Source organism: Vibrio paucivorans, from assembly GCF_054053395.1.
Window position 1 is genome coordinate 208,934 of the sequence record NZ_CM133230.1, and the last position, 17,588, is coordinate 226,521.

Annotated in this window: 15 protein-coding genes and 1 pseudogene; 10 read left to right on the top strand and 6 right to left on the bottom strand. The window is 45.7% G+C overall.

Annotated features, from left to right (window positions below):
* Window positions 1-35: 35 nt before the first annotated feature.
* Entirely contained in the window at window positions 36-1,328 is a 1,293-nt protein-coding gene (locus tag ACXABW_RS00975; RefSeq protein WP_457523582.1) for a malic enzyme-like NAD(P)-binding protein, read from the bottom strand.
* 307 nt (window positions 1,329-1,635) lie between these two features.
* Complete coding sequence (rpmE, locus tag ACXABW_RS00980) at window positions 1,636-1,854, bottom strand: 50S ribosomal protein L31 (RefSeq protein ID WP_176286715.1); 219 nt, start codon at window positions 1,852-1,854, stop codon at window positions 1,636-1,638.
* A gap of 311 nt (window positions 1,855-2,165) precedes the next feature.
* On the opposite strand from rpmE, the gene priA reads away from it, so the two are divergent.
* From priA to ACXABW_RS01010, 6 genes are all read left to right on the top strand, one after another.
* The gene (gene priA / locus ACXABW_RS00985; RefSeq protein ID WP_457523584.1) at window positions 2,166-4,367 is read left to right on the top strand and encodes a primosomal protein N'; all 2,202 of its coding nucleotides are present in this window, start codon (window positions 2,166-2,168) and stop codon (window positions 4,365-4,367) included.
* 258 nt (window positions 4,368-4,625) lie between these two features.
* Window positions 4,626-5,633 carry a DNA-binding transcriptional regulator CytR gene (gene cytR / locus ACXABW_RS00990; protein WP_252029047.1) on the top strand — a complete coding sequence of 336 codons (1,008 nt, stop codon included), beginning with the start codon at window positions 4,626-4,628 and terminating at the stop codon, window positions 5,631-5,633.
* A 153-nt stretch (window positions 5,634-5,786) separates the two neighbouring features.
* Window positions 5,787-6,320 (top strand): SPOR domain-containing protein, encoded by a 534-nt coding sequence (locus ACXABW_RS00995; protein ID WP_457523586.1) that lies wholly within the window; start codon window positions 5,787-5,789, stop codon window positions 6,318-6,320.
* A 215-nt stretch (window positions 6,321-6,535) separates the two neighbouring features.
* Complete coding sequence (hslV, locus tag ACXABW_RS01000; protein WP_049842976.1) at window positions 6,536-7,078, top strand: ATP-dependent protease subunit HslV; 543 nt, start codon at window positions 6,536-6,538, stop codon at window positions 7,076-7,078.
* 50 nt (window positions 7,079-7,128) lie between these two features.
* Complete coding sequence (hslU, locus tag ACXABW_RS01005) at window positions 7,129-8,463, top strand: HslU--HslV peptidase ATPase subunit (protein ID WP_457523588.1); 1,335 nt, start codon at window positions 7,129-7,131, stop codon at window positions 8,461-8,463.
* Window positions 8,464-8,627: 164 nt separating this feature from the next.
* Window positions 8,628-9,308 (top strand): nitroreductase family protein, encoded by a 681-nt coding sequence (locus tag ACXABW_RS01010; RefSeq protein ID WP_265686514.1) that lies wholly within the window; start codon window positions 8,628-8,630, stop codon window positions 9,306-9,308.
* Window positions 9,309-9,366: 58 nt separating this feature from the next.
* Here ACXABW_RS01010 and frdD read toward each other — a convergent pair whose 3' ends face one another.
* From frdD to frdA, 4 genes are read right to left on the bottom strand one after another with little or no spacing between them, the layout of a single operon-like run.
* Entirely contained in the window at window positions 9,367-9,747 is a 381-nt protein-coding gene (frdD, locus tag ACXABW_RS01015; RefSeq protein WP_265686515.1) for a fumarate reductase subunit FrdD, read from the bottom strand.
* Between the two features lie 13 nt (window positions 9,748-9,760).
* A complete protein-coding gene (gene frdC, locus ACXABW_RS01020; RefSeq protein WP_252029052.1) occupies window positions 9,761-10,144 on the bottom strand; it encodes a fumarate reductase subunit FrdC in 384 nt (127 codons plus the stop codon).
* A 2-nt stretch (window positions 10,145-10,146) separates the two neighbouring features.
* Window positions 10,147-10,902, bottom strand: a complete 756-nt coding sequence (locus tag ACXABW_RS01025; protein ID WP_457523590.1) for a succinate dehydrogenase/fumarate reductase iron-sulfur subunit — start codon at window positions 10,900-10,902, stop codon at window positions 10,147-10,149.
* On the bottom strand, window positions 10,902-12,719 hold the full coding sequence (gene frdA, locus ACXABW_RS01030) for a fumarate reductase (quinol) flavoprotein subunit (RefSeq protein WP_457523592.1): 1,818 nt from the start codon (window positions 12,717-12,719) through the stop codon (window positions 10,902-10,904). The genes ACXABW_RS01025 and frdA overlap by 1 nt, the downstream gene beginning before the upstream one ends.
* Window positions 12,720-13,128: 409 nt before the next feature.
* Here frdA and epmA point away from each other — a divergent pair, with 409 nt between their 5' ends.
* From epmA to cysC, 4 genes and pseudogenes are all read left to right on the top strand, one after another.
* The gene (epmA, locus tag ACXABW_RS01035; RefSeq protein ID WP_457523594.1) at window positions 13,129-14,100 is read left to right on the top strand and encodes an elongation factor P--(R)-beta-lysine ligase; all 972 of its coding nucleotides are present in this window, start codon (window positions 13,129-13,131) and stop codon (window positions 14,098-14,100) included.
* 110 nt (window positions 14,101-14,210) lie between these two features.
* Window positions 14,211-15,943 (top strand): annotated as a pseudogene (locus ACXABW_RS01040) (SLC13 family permease).
* 101 nt (window positions 15,944-16,044) lie between these two features.
* On the top strand, window positions 16,045-16,959 hold the full coding sequence (gene cysD, locus ACXABW_RS01045) for a sulfate adenylyltransferase subunit CysD (protein ID WP_457523596.1): 915 nt from the start codon (window positions 16,045-16,047) through the stop codon (window positions 16,957-16,959).
* The gene (cysC, locus tag ACXABW_RS01050) at window positions 16,959-17,588 is read left to right on the top strand and encodes an adenylyl-sulfate kinase (protein WP_457523598.1); all 630 of its coding nucleotides are present in this window, start codon (window positions 16,959-16,961) and stop codon (window positions 17,586-17,588) included. The genes cysD and cysC overlap by 1 nt, the downstream gene beginning before the upstream one ends.

A 17,588-nucleotide genomic window follows, 5' to 3' on the forward strand; every position in this document is an offset into this window, starting at 1 on the left:
TTTTGTTCCTTTTTGACAGGAAGGAGAGGCTGAAACTAGCCTTCCATATAACCTGAAGGCATTTCGATTCGAGCAACGCCTGAATCTACAGCTGCTTGCGCGACGGCTTTAGCAACACGTGGCAGTAAGCGAGGATCCATTGGTTTAGGAATAATGTAGCCTTTGCCAAATTCTAGCGATTCAACACCTGCAGCACTCAATACTTCTGCTGGTACTTCTTCTTTTGCAAGTTGGCGAATCGCTTCAACAGCTGCCAGTTTCATCTCATCATTAATTTCGCTAGCACGAACGTCTAGGGCACCACGGAAAATAAATGGGAAGCACAGTACGTTGTTTACTTGGTTCGGGTAGTCACTACGGCCTGTACCCATAATTAGGTCATCGCGGACTTCGTGCGCAAGCTCAGGTTTGATTTCTGGATCTGGGTTTGAACATGCAAATACGATTGGCTTATCGGCCATCAGCTTCAATGCTTCTGCTGGTAATAAGTTCGGGCCCGATACACCTAAGAACAGGTCAGCACCTTCGATAACATCTTCTAGCGTGCGCTTATCGGTGTTGTTGGCGAACAGCAGTTTGTACTCGTTCAAGTCGTCGCGACGTGTGTGGATAACACCTTTACGGTCGAGCATGTAGATCTTCTCGCGCATCGCGCCACATTTAATAAGAAGTTCCATACACGCAACAGCAGCAGCACCAGCGCCAAGACATACGATAGTCGCTTCTTCTAGCTTTTTACCTTGCAGCTCAATAGCATTCAGCATACCCGCAGCCGTTACGATTGCCGTGCCGTGTTGGTCGTCGTGGAAGACAGGAACGTCACAACGCTCGATTAGGCGGCGTTCGATTTCAAAACAGTCCGGTGCTTTGATGTCTTCTAAGTTAATGCCACCAAACGTATCAGCAATGTTAGCAACGGTATCAACGAATTCATCAATGGTGCGGTGCTTCACTTCAATATCAATCGAGTCTAGGCCAGCAAAGCGTTTAAATAGTAGCGCTTTACCTTCCATAACTGGTTTTGAAGCAATTGGACCTAAGTTACCTAAACCAAGAATCGCCGTACCATTTGAGATTACAGCAACCATGTTGCCTTTTGAGGTGTACTTGTAAACGTTATCAACGTTTTGCGCGATTTCACGGACGGGTTCAGCCACACCAGGACTGTATGCCAGAGCCAGATCTTCTGCTGAGTTAGCCGTTTTAGTGACTTCTACAGAGATTTTCCCTGGCGTTGGGTAGGCATGGTAATCAAGAGCTTGCTGGCGAAATTGTTCTTCTGCGGTTAGTTCTTGTGGCGCAGTGTCTTGACGGTTGTCATCTGGCATAGGTGTAGGTACTCATTTTTATATTGGGGGAAAGAGGAAAATTTATTCTAATTGATGTAAGTCAACCTGCATAGATAGGAATGCGACTCACGTCATCAAAAAACAGCAAATGACTGCTGATAAGACCAGATAGCAGTGAACTTGATAGGCACAAGAGGTGGGATTGTTGGATTTAACTTCTTTTTAACAAAAATTCGAGATTAATATCTTTACGTAAAGGTAATTTTATTAGGAAAGCTAATTCACTAAGAGCAAAAAAACAAAAAAGGACGCCGTGGCGTCCTTTTTCAGTTCTATGTAGAAAGAATTACTTCTTGCTAGATAGAGCACCGAAACGCTTGTTGAAGCGATCAACACGGCCGCCAGTATCTACGATACGTTGCTTACCAGTGTAGAACGGGTGACATTTGTCACATACGTCTAGGTGGATTGAATCTTTGTCTAGAGTTGAGTTGAACTCAAAAGAGTTGCCGCAAGAACAAGTTGCTTTTACAGCTTTGTATTCTGGGTGGATTCCAGCTTTCATGGGATAACCTCAAATTGGGCCGTGTCGCCATCCGATTCTAAGCCGGACACCACACGTAGTTAATAAAATAGTCAGTGTACCGCTGTATCTTCTTTACGAACTTAAAAGTCATAAGAACAGAAACTAGCCATAGCACTAAGGCGCAGTATAGTAATGAATCCAAAGCGGCGGATCAACAGGTTTGCTAATTATTTCGCCACTTTTTCTCCGCGCCATTGGCTTACGGTCAATTCGCTACGGATTACCGGTTTATACTGCGGGGACTTGGCGGTAGACTGTGATTTGTTACTGTATTTGATACTGCGAAGGTTATGCGCCCATCTATTGCTCGTGTTGCTCTGCCTGTCCCACTGGATAAGCAATTCGATTATCTGATCCCAAATCACTTGTTTCCTATCATTGGCGGGCGTGTATCTGTCCCTTTCGGGCGTCAAACGCTAGTCGGTATTGTGATTCAATTGGTGAACGAATCAGACTTCCCTCGCGAGCAACTTAAGCCGATCAAACAGGTGCTGGATGCTCAGCCTGTCTGGCCTGAATCCTTGTATTCGTTACTCCATTGGTGCAGCACTTTCTACCAATACCCACTCGGGGATACTCTGTGCAACGCAATGCCAAGTGCACTGCGTAAAGGAAAAGCAGCTGATTTCACCACGCTGGTGGAGTGGCAGATGACACCGGCTGGCAAAGACCAACTGATGCAGGGGTTTGGCCGCGCAGTCAAGCAAGCCAAAGTGATGAGCATGCTAGAAAGTGGCTCTGTTCCTCACCAAGAGTTTATCGATCAAGAAGTGAGCTCATCAGTGCTTAAAACACTGCAAGAGAAAGGCTGGATTGAATCGATAGATAAAAAGCCAAGCTTTGCCCCCTGGCCTAAAGAAATAGAGGCAATCACAGACAAACCTAAGCTTAATGAAGAGCAGGCGATAGCGATCGCGACGGTAAATAGTAATCCTGGTTTTGGTTGCTATCTATTGGAAGGGGTGACGGGCTCCGGTAAGACGGAAGTGTATTTAAACCTCATTAAGCCAGTGCTGGAAAAGAACAAGCAAGCTCTGATCCTAGTGCCTGAAATTGGTTTGACCCCACAAACAATCAATCGCTTCAAAAAACGGTTCGATGTACCGGTTGAAGTCATTCACTCTGGTTTAAATGATACTGAGCGGCTCAATGCTTGGCTTGCCGCTCGGGACAAAATTGCAGGGATTGTCATCGGCACTCGTTCTGCATTGCTGACACCATTTTCAGATCTGGGCATCATCATTGTTGATGAAGAGCATGATGCTTCTTACAAGCAGCAAGATAGCCTACGTTATCACGCGCGAGATGTTGCAGTGATGCGTGCAAATAAAGAAAAGATTCCTGTTGTACTTGGTTCAGCGACACCGGCTTTGGAGACGCTGCATAATGCTCTAACAGGAAAGTACCATCACCTCACTTTAACTCAACGCGCCGGTGTAGCCGTACCGACGACCAATAAAGTTTTGGATGTCAAAGGCTTGTACTTAGAAAGCGGCTTGTCTGCCCCTCTTATTGCAGAAATGCGGAAGCACTTAGGGGCGGGAAATCAGGTGATGCTATTTCTCAACCGAAGAGGTTTCTCGCCAGCCTTGATGTGCCATGAGTGTGGCTGGATCGCAGAGTGTCAGCGCTGCGATGCGTACTACACTTTCCATCAATACAGTAATGAGATCCGCTGTCACCATTGTGGTTCTCAGCGCCCGGTTATTCACCAGTGTCAGGGATGTGGTTCAACGCACCTCGTTACTGTGGGGGTAGGGACTGAGCAGTTGGAAACGCAACTGGCAGAGCTTTTTCCTGAGTACAAAACCATTCGTATCGATAGAGATAGCACACGTAGAAAGGGCAGCTTGGAAACGGCGCTAGAGTCGATTCGCAAAGGTGACTACCAAATTCTGATTGGGACACAAATGCTGGCTAAAGGCCATCACTTCCCTGATGTTACTTTGGTTGGTTTGCTGGATGTTGATGGCTCTCTTTATAGCAGTGATTTCCGCGCTTCAGAAAGGTTGGCACAGTTGTTCATTCAAGTTGCTGGGCGAGCGGGTAGAGCCAGCAAGCCGGGTGAAGTGATTCTGCAGACTCACCATCCAGAACACAGCTTATTGCAGGCGTTATTGCATAAAAGCTATCGTCATTTTGCACAGACGGCTTTGCAGGAACGTAAGCTGGCGATGCTGCCGCCATACACATTTTTGACTCTATTTCGCGCCGAAGCGAATGATCCCGCATTGGTTGAGGAGTTTTTGCGCCAAGTCCGTCATACATTAGAAGCCCATCCATTGTTTGATGATACCTGCATGGTACTTGGGCCAGCGCCTGCGCCTTTAGCCAAACGCGCAGGTAAGTCGCGTTGGCAATTGTTGCTGCAGACACAAACGCGTTCTCTGATGCAAAAGCTGCTAACCAGCGCCAAACCTGCCATTAATTTGCTTCCTGCTGCAAAGAAAGTCCGCTGGACATTGGATATTGAACCGCAAGATCTGAGTTAATATTCGTTCCTGCGTCGTTTTTAGTCACGCAAACGGTTGGCTTTTGCAGCTAAACCGTTTTATTGTGATGCACTTCACGGTTGCTATGCAAAAAATGTTAATCCCACCGTAACTTTCTGTTTGGAAATGAATAAACTAACAGAGTAAATTGAATGCATAATAAGAATGAATTGAAATTCATCTATCCGCGAAACTAATTTCACAATAATTATTATGTAGATTGTCTGCATACGAAGGAATAGAAGAGGGTAAATTTATATGGCGACAATGAAGGATGTTGCCCAGCTCGCAGGAGTCTCAACAGCGACAGTGTCTAGGGCGCTCATGAATCCGGAAAAAGTATCTTCGTCGACTCGAAAGCGTGTCGAAGATGCAGTATTAGAAGCTGGCTACTCACCAAACTCGTTGGCGCGCAATCTGCGCCGTAATGAATCCAAAACCATTGTTGCTATCGTCCCTGATATCTGTGACCCTTATTTCACCGAAATCATTCGTGGTATTGAAGATGCTGCGATGGAGCATGGTTACTTAGTATTGCTGGGTGACAGCGGCCAACAGAAACGCCGTGAGTCTTCTTTTGTCAATCTCGTGTTTACCAAGCAAGCAGATGGGATGCTATTGCTGGGCACGGATTTACCATTTGATGTGAGCAAGCCAGAACAGAAAAACCTACCACCTATGGTAATGGCGTGTGAGTTCGCGCCAGAACTGGAGCTGCCAACCGTACACATCGATAACCTGACTTCGGCATTTGAAGCCGTAAACTATCTGACTCAAATGGGCCATAAGCGTGTCGCACAGATCTCTGGGCCAGAGCATGCCGCGCTGTGTCAATTCCGTCAGCAAGGCTATCAGCAAGCGCTGCGTCGTGCGGGTATCACTATGAATCCGACTTATTGCACCAGTGGTGACTTCTCATTTGAATCTGGAGCGAAAGCCGTCCGTGCACTGCTAGCGCTTCCTGAGCCTCCAACGGCTATTTTCTGTCACAACGACACGATGGCAATTGGTGCGATCCAAGAAGCGAAGAAGTTAGGCTTGCGCGTGCCACAAGATCTTTCTGTTGTCGGCTTTGACGATATCCAGTTCGCCCAGTACTGCGATCCGCCGTTAACTACTATTTCGCAGCCTCGTTATGAGATTGGCCGACAAGCGATGCTGATGATGCTAGAGCTATTACGCGGGCACGATGTGCGTGCTGGCTCTCGATTGCTTGAAACCGAGTTGGTCGTGCGCCAAAGTGCTGCGCCACCGAGAGTGGTCTAAATCCGTTACCTATTCGAAACAGCGCATTTTAATGCGCTGTTTTTATTTGTTGGCTCAGAGTACCAATTCATACTGTTTGTCGGTGTCTTCAAGTGACTTAAACAACAAACTGCATTACCATGAAGGCTGACTTTTTTATTTCGATATATCGTTGTGGCAAATAAAGATTATGTAAGGCGTGGCAGAGGAACCGCGAGAAAACCAGCAAAGAAAAAAGCTCCTCGTCGTAAGCCATGGCGCAGTGGTCTCATTGCGTTGCTCCTATTGGGTGGGTTTGGATATGGGTTGTACTTGTTAAGTAATGATCCTGAGCCGCCAGCACCTGTAGTGGAAACTAAACCGAAACTAAAGCCAGCGAAAGTGATCCCACCTCCACCAGAAGAAAAATGGGATTACGTGGAAACTTTGCCAAGTCGCGAAGTGGAAGTGGAAGCGAAAGAACAGGTTGTATCTGAAGTTCCATACATCATGCAGTGTGGTGCCTACAAAACTTCAGAACAAGCAGAAGCGCGCAAATTGGATATTGCATTCCAAGGCATAAAAAGTGAAGTTCGTAAGAAAGATGGCAGCAGCTGGTACCGTGTGGTGCTAGGGCCATACAAATTTAAGCGTGATGCAGAGCGAGATAAGCACAAACTGCAGCGTGCGAAAATTGAACCTTGCGCAATCTGGAAAGACGCACAGTAGCAAACGAAGACGAGCCTTAGGGCTCGTTTTTTTTATGCGTTTGAATGTGGCGCTGAACTCAAGCACCGCAATTTTTAAGACCAGACAATATCACGACTTGAAGACATTCGACTCCGCCACGAATTAGCACGCCTTGTTCCCCTTGAATTTCCATTTTCCTAACCTCATATATCTGATATCTACAAGATTAAAACCAATCAGATGAGGCCCTACACGTGACTACCATAGTATCTGTACGTCGAAATAATAAAGTTGTCATTGCGGGTGATGGACAAGTATCCCTAGGTAATACCGTAATGAAAGGGAACGCACGTAAAGTTCGTCGCCTATATAACAACAAAGTACTGGCAGGTTTTGCTGGTGGTACCGCAGACGCCTTCACTTTGTTTGAAAAGTTTGAGAGCAAGCTGCAAATGCACCAAGGCCATCTAACGAAGGCCGCAGTCGAGCTCGCGAAAGATTGGCGTAGTGACCGAGCGCTACGTAAGCTTGAAGCGCTATTAGCCGTAGCCGATGAAACGGCATCACTGATCATCACGGGTAACGGTGACGTAGTTCAGCCAGAGAACGATCTGATTGCGATTGGTTCGGGCGGTAACTTTGCTCAAGCTGCGGCAACGGCACTGCTTGAAAATACTGAATTAGATGCACGTGAAGTCGCAGAGAAATCACTGAAAATTGCCGGTGATATCTGTGTGTTCACTAACCATCACCACACTATCGAAGAACTAGAAATCCCAGCGACTCAAGCCGAGTAAACACGCTGAATAAACAAAGATAGTGCTAATAGAATTTAAGGAAATTGATTATGTCTGAAATGACGCCTCGCGAAATTGTTCATGAACTTAACCGCCATATCATTGGTCAAGAAAATGCTAAGCGTTCAGTAGCGATTGCGCTACGTAACCGCTGGCGCCGTATGCAGCTTGAAGAAAGCTTACGGGTTGAAGTAACGCCAAAGAACATCCTAATGATTGGTCCTACTGGTGTGGGTAAAACCGAAATTGCCCGTCGCCTTGCTAAGCTAGCAAACGCGCCTTTCATTAAGGTAGAAGCGACTAAGTTCACCGAGGTGGGTTACGTAGGTAAGGAAGTGGAAACCATCATTCGTGACTTAACCGACGTTGCGATTAAGATGACTCACCAGCAAGCGATGGAGAAAGTAAAATTCCGTGCGGAAGAACAAGCAGAAGAGCGCATTCTAGATGCCTTGCTACCGCCAGCGCGTGATGCTTGGGGCCAAAACGAGCAGCAAGACGAAAGTGCATCGAATACTCGTCAGATTTTCCGTAAGAAGCTACGCGAAGGTAAACTAGACGACAAAGAGATCGAAATTGATGTCGCTGCACCGCAAATGGGTGTCGAGATCATGGCTCCTCCGGGTATGGAAGAGATGACGAACCAGCTACAAGGGATGTTCCAAAACCTTGCTGGTGATACGAAGAAAAAGCGTAAGCTGAAGATCAAAGACGCATTTAAAGCTCTAACGGAAGAAGAAGCCGCGAAGCTTGTCAATCAAGAAGAGCTGAAAGAGAGTGCGATCTTCAACGTTGAAAACAACGGTATCGTGTTCATCGATGAAATAGACAAGATCTGTAAGCGTGGTGAGAGCTCTGGCCCAGACGTGTCTCGTGAGGGTGTTCAACGTGACCTGCTTCCTTTGATTGAAGGCAGTACGGTATCGACGAAACACGGCATGGTGAAAACGGACCATATCCTGTTTGTGGCATCAGGTGCTTTCCAGGTTGCGAAACCTTCAGATTTAATCCCAGAATTGCAGGGCCGTCTGCCTATCCGAGTGGAGCTAGAAGCACTTTCAAGTAACGACTTTAAGCGTATTCTGACTGAACCTAAAGCGTCTTTGACTGAGCAATACGTTGCGCTGATGAAGACAGAAGAAGTGGATATTGAGTTTACTGAAGAAGGTATCACTCAGATCGCAGAAGCTGCATGGACGGTCAATGAAACGACAGAAAATATTGGTGCTCGCCGCTTACACACGGTAATGGAGCGCTTGATGGATGAAATTTCGTTTGAAGCAACGGATAAATCAGGCTCTAAACTGACCATTGATGCTGAGTATGTGAAAGCGAAATTGGGCGATACTATTGAAGATGAAGATCTAAGTCGCTTCATACTTTAATCTCTAGACTTAATGAGTTGAAAAAGCCGACCGTCGGGTCGGTTTTTTTGTACGTTGGTAAAAGTCGCGACAGTTCGCACTATTCTATTTATGTCATATTTTTGCCCCTCATGATGTGTGATGCTAAGGCTTGGAATAGCAACCATTCTTAGCAAGGAAGCAATATGTCGAACACGCAGCACCATCCTCTGAATGACTATATCGAGTATCCAGTTGAAGAAATGTCGAGTCGCTCTTTACAAAACTACCTTGATATTAAGCGTCGCCACTCTATCCGAAGCTTTTCCGATAGGCCTGTACCCAAAGAAATTATAGAAAACTGTATTAGAGCCGCGGGGACAGCACCAAGTGGGGCCAATCATCAGCCTTGGCACTTTGTTGCGATTAATAATTCACAAGTGAAGAGTAAAATTCGTCAGTCGGCCGAAGAGTTGGAACAATCTTTCTATCAAGGCCGTGCTGGGCAGGAGTGGCTGGATGCACTAAAGCCATTGGGAACCAATGCTAATAAGCCATATTTAGAAAAAGCACCTTGGCTCATAGCAGTGTTTTTACAAAAGAAAGGTGGAGTGAGCAATGATGGGGCGCAAACCAACTACTATGTGCACGAGTCTGTCGGGATTGCGACTGGGTTTCTCTTACAAGCCTTACACAATGCTGGGTTAGGAACGCTGACTCATACTCCCAAACCAATGAGCTTTCTGAGTAAGATTTGTGGTCGTGATAACGATACTGACAGGCCGTATATGTTGATCGTCACGGGCTACCCTGAAGTGGATGCAACGGTACCAGAACATGCTATCAACAAAAAATCATTGGATGATATAGCTACCTTCATCGAGTGATGTTCAGGCAATAAAAAAGCTGGCTTTAAGCCAGCTTTTTCGTTTTTGACATCTTTAACTAGAAAAGCATAAAGATGAACACAACTGCGAGTGCTGAAATCAAAAATGCAAACGCGTAGCAGGCCACTTTACCTGCGATACCCGCGTGGATTTTTAGATCATGCATACCATGGTGTACACGGTGCATCGCGTGCCACATTGGCAATGCAAGCGTCGCAATAATGAATAATGCTCCAATGATGCTGGTAGCAAAATCGACCACGCGGTCATAGCTCAATGCTTCAGGGCTAATCACCCCCAGTGGAGCTAAAATACCAAGTACCAAGACCGTAATAGGTGTAATCATCGCAAACCAAGTACCGCCAGCGCCAAATAGGCCCCACCAGATAGGCTCGTCTGAACGTTTAGGTGCTCTATCTACAGAGAAGTTAGGTTTCATAGTTAGCGCTCCTTTACACCACGACTAGGACAACAAGCGAGATAAACGCAACCGCTGCCCATTGAGTTAATACAATGATTTTCTTGTCGACAGGTTTACCTTTCAAGCGAATCGGCATTACCTGCGGCATCATGCTAAAGAACGTTTGAGCGTGTAGCAGGCTTCCCGCCAGCGCGACGATGTTAATCGCAATCACAACTGGGTTAGCCATAAAGCCTAACCAAGTTTGCCATGCTTCAGGCCCTTTCACCAATGACCCTAATCCAAAGGTTAGGAAAATGGTGAAGAGTATCAACGGTAGGACGGTTGCTTCACGCAACATGTAGAAACGGTAAAACGGATGATCTTTCCACCAAGTACGTTTTACTTCACGAACGTAAGGTTTACGATTACTCATTTCTATGCCTCCTTCGCTGGTGTGCCATCAGGCTTTAGCATTGCGATTACAAAGTCCATCGATGACTCGACTTTACCTTGGTTAACCGCCGCTGCTGGATCAACACTCTTAGGGCAGACCTCAGAACAGTAGCCAACGAAAGTACAGCCCCAAGCGCCATTTTCGCCATTGATCAGTGCCATACGCTCTGCCTTGCCGTTGTCACGGCTATCTAGGTTGTAACGGTGAGCTAGAGTCAACGCTGCTGGGCCGATAAACTCAGGATTCAAACCAAACTGAGGGCATGCCGCGTAGCACAGACCACAGTTGATACAGCCAGCAAACTGCTTGTACTTCGCCATTTGCTCTGGTGTTTGAATGTTCGTCCCGTCTTCTGGTTTACGGTCGTTACCAATGATGTATGGCTTAATTGCTTCAAGACGCTCAATAAATGGCGTCATATCGACAATCAAGTCTTTCTCAATTGGGAAGTTGGCCAGTGGCTCGATCTTCACGCCATTTGGGTAGTCACGTAAGAAGCTTTTACATGCCAGCTTAGGTACGCCATTGACCATAATGCCGCAAGAACCACAAATCGCCATGCGGCAAGACCAGCGATAAGACAGGTCTTTATCTAGGTTATCTTTGATGTAACCAATAGCGTCAAGCACAGACATGGTCTCATCAAACGGCACTTCGAAGGTTTGTAGATGTGGTTCTGCGTCTTTTTCTGGGTCATAACGCAGAATGTCGACTTTTTGGATACGATTGGCTGACATTATGCTTGCTCCTCTGCGTTCTTCTGGGCCGCTTTGGCTGCTTCTTCTGCTGCCGCTTTCTCTGCTGCTTCACCGTACAAACGTGCTTTAGGTTGTGACTTAGTGATGGTCACACCGCTGTAGTCGATGCTTGGTGAGGCATCTGGCTGATAGAATGCCAATGAGTGCTTGAGGAAGTTTTGGTCGTCACGTTCAGTGCAACCATCGTCTAGGCGTTGGTGAGCACCACGAGATTCTTTACGTAAAATCGCAGAGTGAACCATAGCTTCGGCGACTTCAAGACCGTAGCCAACTTCGATGGCGTAGAGTAGGTCAGTATTAAATACTTTGCCTTTGTCTTTTACGCTAATGCGCTTGTAGCGTTCTTTCAGCTCAGTGATCTTATCGATGGTAGCTTGCATCAGATCTTCTTGACGGTAAATACCACAACCCGCTTCCATGGTGTGACCCATTTCAGTACGGATGTCCGCCCAGTTTTCATCACCTTCTTGATTCATTAGCGCTGCAATGCGCTCTTCAACCGCTTTGACTTGTTTCGCGATAGAGTCTTCGTTCCAGCCTTTGAACTCGGCTGCACGTTTCACCGCTTGCTCACCAGCCACGCGGCCAAATACCACGAATTCAGCCAGAGAGTTAGAACCTAATCGGTTTGCACCGTGTAGACCAACAGACGCACACTCACCGACCGCAAATAGGCCTTTAATGCGAGTTTCACATTCACCGTTGGTTTCAATGCCACCCATGGTGTAGTGAACAGTAGGGCGAATTGGAATCGGCTCTTTCGCTGGGTCGACGTTCACGTAAGCTTTGGCAAGTTCACAGATGAACGGTAAACGCTCTTGTAGGTACTCTTCACCAAGGTGGCGAAGGTCAAGGTGTACCACATCACCGAGAGGGTGCTTGATGGTGTTGCCTTTTTGCTGTTCGTGCCAGAACGCTTGAGAAACTTTATCTCGAGGACCAAGTTCCATGTATTTGTTTTTCGGCTGGCCAACAGGGGTCTCTGGGCCCATACCGTAGTCTTGTAGGTAACGGTAGCCATTCTTATTGACGATGATACCGCCTTCACCACGACACCCTTCGGTCATCAATATACCAGTACCAGGTAGGCCTGTTGGGTGGTATTGAACAAACTCCATATCGCGCAGTGGAACACCGTGGCGATAAGCCATTGCCATACCATCACCCGTTACGATACCGCCGTTAGTATTACAATGGTAAACGCGGCCTGCGCCACCGGTTGCTAATACAACAGATTTGGCTTTAATTGTGACTAACTCACCTTCAGACATATGAATGGCAATCAAGCCTTGCACTTCACCGTCTTCTACCAACAAATCCACGACAAAGTATTCGTCAAATCGTTTAATTTGCTCGTACTTCATGGACGTTTGGAACAGGGTGTGAAGCATGTGGAAGCCGGTTTTATCCGCTGCAAACCATGTACGCTCTACTTTCATACCACCGAAGCGGCGTACGTTTACTTCACCATTTTCTTTGCGACTCCATGGGCAACCCCATTGCTCCATTTGGATCATTTCGCGAGTCGCGTTTTCAACAAAATATTCAACAACGTCCTGTTCACATAGCCAATCACCACCACCAACAGTGTCGTTGAAGTGGTTATCTAGACTGTCTTCATCCTTGATAACTGCTGCTGAGCCACCCTCTGCTGCGACTGTGTGAGAGCGCATTGGATAAACTTTAGAAATCAGAGCAACTTCTAAATCAGGGTTTGCTTCAGCTGCTGCAATAGCAGTTCGAAGACCAGCGCCGCCTGCGCCGATGACTGCGATATCTGTGGTAAGAATTTGCACAGTTATCCTCCAGTGTGTGATTGCGGATGAATCCGCTTGTTGTAGTGAGTTAGGGCAAGCTGCCCCAAAAGTGGTATAGCCAGTGTAGAAGAGGTTGTTACGAGAAAAATTGATGTATTTAGGTTTTTTCTCCGGAAATGCATACAAGAGCATAAAAAATATAGCTTATGTGACTGCTATCACGGCAATGAATTCGGTCTAACTATCTATTGGTGTTTCATGTGTTAATCGCTTGTTGAGTATGATTTTTGTTATCAATGTTCAAGTGATGAAAAAGATAGAAAACTTTACTGTAGTGCGTTATTTGCTCACTTCAATCCAGTAGCGTCTAACCGCTTGCAAATTGGGTTAAAGGTGGTAATTTCTCGGCAATTCACTACCGATACATAGCATGATTGAGGCTCACCTGATGCAATCTTCCTGGCAACCTACCGCTACCATTCAACAGCTTAAGCAGCGCGCTGAAACCTTGAAGCTGATTCGCCATTTCTTTGAGTTGCGTAACGTACTGGAAGTAGACACCCCTGCGATGAGTCATGCCACTGTGACTGATGTGCACTTGCACACCTTTCAAACCGAGTTTGTTGGCCCCGGCTATGCTGGAGGGCAAAGTTTATACCTAATGACCAGTCCGGAATTTCACATGAAACGCCTGCTTGCTGCGGGGAGCGGCTGTATTTACCAGATCTGCAAAGCATTCCGAAATGAAGAGAACGGTCGCTACCACAATCCAGAATTTACTATGTTGGAGTGGTATCGAGTTGGTTTTAATCATCATGATTTAATGGACGAAATGGATGAGTTGCTTCAGCTAGTACTAAAAAGTGAAGCAGCAGAGAGAATAACGTATCAAAACGCTTTCATTAGTGTATTAGACACTTGTCCACTAGAGGCTGACATGGGTGAACTAAAGAAAGTGGCAGCAAAGCTTGGTTTAAGTGATATCGCAGAGCCCGAGCAAGATAGGGACACCTTATTACAGCTACTTTTTAGTATCGGCATAGAGCCAGAAATAGGGCAATCCAAGCCAGTATTTGTGTATGATTTTCCTGCTTCTCAAGCGGCGCTGGCAAAGATCAACGAGCGTGACAACCGTGTAGCCGATCGCTTCGAGGTGTATTTTAAAGGTATAGAGCTCGCTAACGGATTCCATGAACTGGATAACCCTGTGGAGCAGCTTTCCCGCTTTGAACAAGATAATGCACTACGTGTGAAAATGGGTTTAAAACCTCAGCCAATTGATCACAATCTCATTGACGCATTAAAAGCAGGGCTACCAGAGTGTGCTGGCGTTGCGCTAGGTATTGATCGCTTGATCATGCTAGCTCTAGGTTGTGAGCATATCGATGATGTCACGGCGTTTCCTTTTCCTAGGGCTTAACCCACTAGTTGACCTATTTACTGAAATAATAGTTATGTTATGTTATGTTAATTTTCTTGTCTGGATGGACCGTTTGTGAACGATCATGGTTAACGGATTGAAGTGTATTGATGCCTGAATATTTTCCTGCTTATTTCGTCTTAATTGCGTTCAGTTTGACTGTGATTGGTCTTATTAAGTTTCAATCTCGTCCTGAGCGTGTGTTCGGGGTGTTATTGCTGGTTTTGGTTGCAACGGGAATGGTCGACAACGATCAGGTAGTCGCCAGTTTCGCAAATCAAGGTGTGCTAACGCTGGTACTACTTATGGTTTGTTCTTTAGCATTAGAGAAAACAAAATTGCTGCGTAAGGTTGCCAGTTATGTTGTTCGTCCGAGTTATCGTCGATCTTGGCTAAATCTTTTCGCCTTCAGTACTCTATCCTCTGCTGTTTTGAACAATACTGCAGTTGTCTCAGCGATGTTAGCTCCGATCCGTGCTAATCCGCATCATCCTGCTAGTAAACTGCTAATTCCCTTATCTTACTCGGCCATCTTAGGTGGAACACTTACTCTGGTTGGTACGTCGACCAACCTTATCGTTAACTCGATGGTGGTGGAGTCGGGTCTACCGAGTATTAGCTTTTTTGATTTCACGTTAGTGGGGAGTTTGTTGGTATTGGGCTGTGGAGCGGTTTTGTTTATTTGTTGCCGTTGGTTACCGGAACGTGTAGAGCAATATAAGACGGTAGCGGACTACTTTATCGATACCAAGGTTATGAGCGGCTCAACCTTAATTGGCCGAAGTGTCGAAGAAAATGGCTTGCGCCATTTAGAGTCTCTCTTTTTGGTAGAGATTCAACGTAAAGGTGCATTGATCTCTCCGGTGACCCCAGCAGAAGTTCTGCAAAAAGGCGACAGATTACTTTTTAGTGGTGATGTAAAAAAATCACGCTATTGAATCAGTTTTCAGGCCTGAAGTCGTTTGCTAATGAAAATGGCCTGCCACTCGATAACCTGTCTGAAGTTATCGTGAGGCCAGAAAGTGTACTGGTGGGGAAATCGTTAAAGCGCACTGGCTTCCGTGCCCTTTTTGATGCCGCAGTTGTGGCTATTAAGAGAGATGGTGAGCCGATATCAGGCAAGTTGGGAGAGGTGGTGCTGAAGCCGGGTGATAACCTCGTACTAGCAGTTGGTAAAGATTTCAAATCACGACACAACCTCGGTAAAAACTTCTTTTTTGTTAGCGGAGTAGAAACAGAGGCAACTCTGAGTGATAAACAAGAAGCTTTTGCTGTTTTAGGCTTTATTACTTCAATAGCACTTTCAGCACTAGGTGTTGTTTCTCTGTTCAAAAGTTTATTGCTGTTTCTTGGTGTGTTGTTGTTTTCAAAGATATTGAAACCCAATGAAGTGTTGCAGCGATTACCCACCCAAATTTGGCTTATTATCTCATCGGCTTTGTTACTTTCATATGCGCTATCTAATAGCCAAGCTACTTCGTTGCTCGATTCTATTATTTTAGGCAACCAAGACATGTTTAGTCCTCTTATTGGGTTGTGTATTGTCTATATCGCAACGTGGTGGCTAACTGAACTTGTTACCAATAACGCTGCAGCGGCATTAATGTTTCCTATAGCGATGGGGTTAGCAGATAGCCTGAATGTGGAACCTATGGCTTATATCATGGTGGTGGCATTTGGTGCGAGCGCTAGTTTTTTAAGCCCTTATGGGTACCAAACCAACTTAATGGTTTTCAACGCAGGGCGTTATAAGATTGCTGATTTCTTGAAAGTGGGTTTTCCAGTAAGCGTGGCTTATGGCGTAATTACCATTTTAAGTATCTCGCATTTATATAATGTTTGATTTTCATTAGTTACATATATGTAACGAGATTTGAAACTAAAAGAGCATTTTCGTAAGCAGTTTAGTAAACTGCTTCACAATTGAACAAATGGAAGATGGAAATGAAGATTTCACCGGAACGTATGACTCACTTAAAGCAGTTAGAAGCTGAGTCCATTCATATTATGCGCGAAGTCGCGGCAGAGTTTGATAACCCAGTAATGCTTTACTCAGTGGGTAAAGATTCTTCAGTAATGCTTCACCTTGCAAAGAAAGCATTTGCACCAGGTATTCCTCCATTTCCGCTAATGCACGTTGATACAACGTGGAAGTTTAAGGAAATGATTGAGTTCCGTGATTACATGGCAAAGAAACTGGGTATGAAGTTGATTGTTCATCAAAACCCAGAAGGGCTAGCGATGAACATTAGCCCATTTGTACATGGTAGCTCGAAACATACCGACATCATGAAGATGCAAGGCTTGAAGCAAGCTTTAGATAAGCATGGTTTTGATGCTGCATTTGGTGGTGCTCGCCGTGACGAAGAAAAATCTCGTGCTAAAGAGCGCGTATACTCATTCCGTGATGAGCATCATCGTTGGGACCCGAAAAACCAACGCCCTGAGCTATGGAATATCTACAACGGTAAGGTCAACAAAGGCGAAAGTATTCGAGTATTCCCGCTGTCTAACTGGACAGAGCTGGATATCTGGCAATACATCTACCTAGAAAGCATTGAAATCCCAAGCTTGTACCTGTCTGCTAAGCGCCCTGTTGTGGAACGTGATGGTATGTTGATCATGGTTGATGATGAGCGTATGGAGCTTGAAGAAGGTGAAGTTGTTCAAGAAAAAATGGTTCGTTTTCGTACCCTTGGTTGTTACCCATTAACAGGCGCCGTTGAGTCTGAAGCGACCACATTGCCAGAAATCATCCAAGAAATGCTGCTGACTACCACATCAGAACGCCAGGGCCGTGCAATAGACCATGATAGTGCGGGCTCGATGGAGAAGAAGAAGCGCGAAGGTTACTTCTAATGAACGTGCCTTACGAGCGAAAAGAAAACGAATCGGTCAGCGATGATGTTGTGTGGCACAACACTACAGTGACTCATCAGGATAGAATTCAACTTAAAAAGCAGCAGCCAGTGATTTTATGGTTTACCGGCCTAAGTGGTTCAGGTAAATCGACAGTAGCGAATGCTGTAGAAAGCAAATTACTTAGCCTTGGCAAGCACAGTTACTTGTTAGATGGTGACAATGTTCGTCACGGCCTAAACAAGGATTTAGGCTTTAGTGACGCCGATCGTGTTGAAAACATTCGTCGTATTGGTGAAGTCGCCAAGTTGTTTGTAGATTCTGGTGCTATTGTTCTCACTGCGTTTATTTCTCCTTTTATTTCAGATAGACAGCAAGTACGTGACTTGTTGGATGACTCACAGTTTTTGGAAGTCTTTATCGATACTCCAATAGAAGTGTGTGAGTCGCGTGATCCTAAAGGTTTATACAAGAAAGCGCGCGCAGGTGAGATTAAGAACTTTACTGGTATTGATTCGGAGTATCAGGCTCCAGTAAATCCAGAAATTCATGTAAAAACGGCGGATTGCACAGTGGAAGAGTGTGCAGAATTGGTAGTTCGTACGTTGCAAGATAAAGAATATATTTAA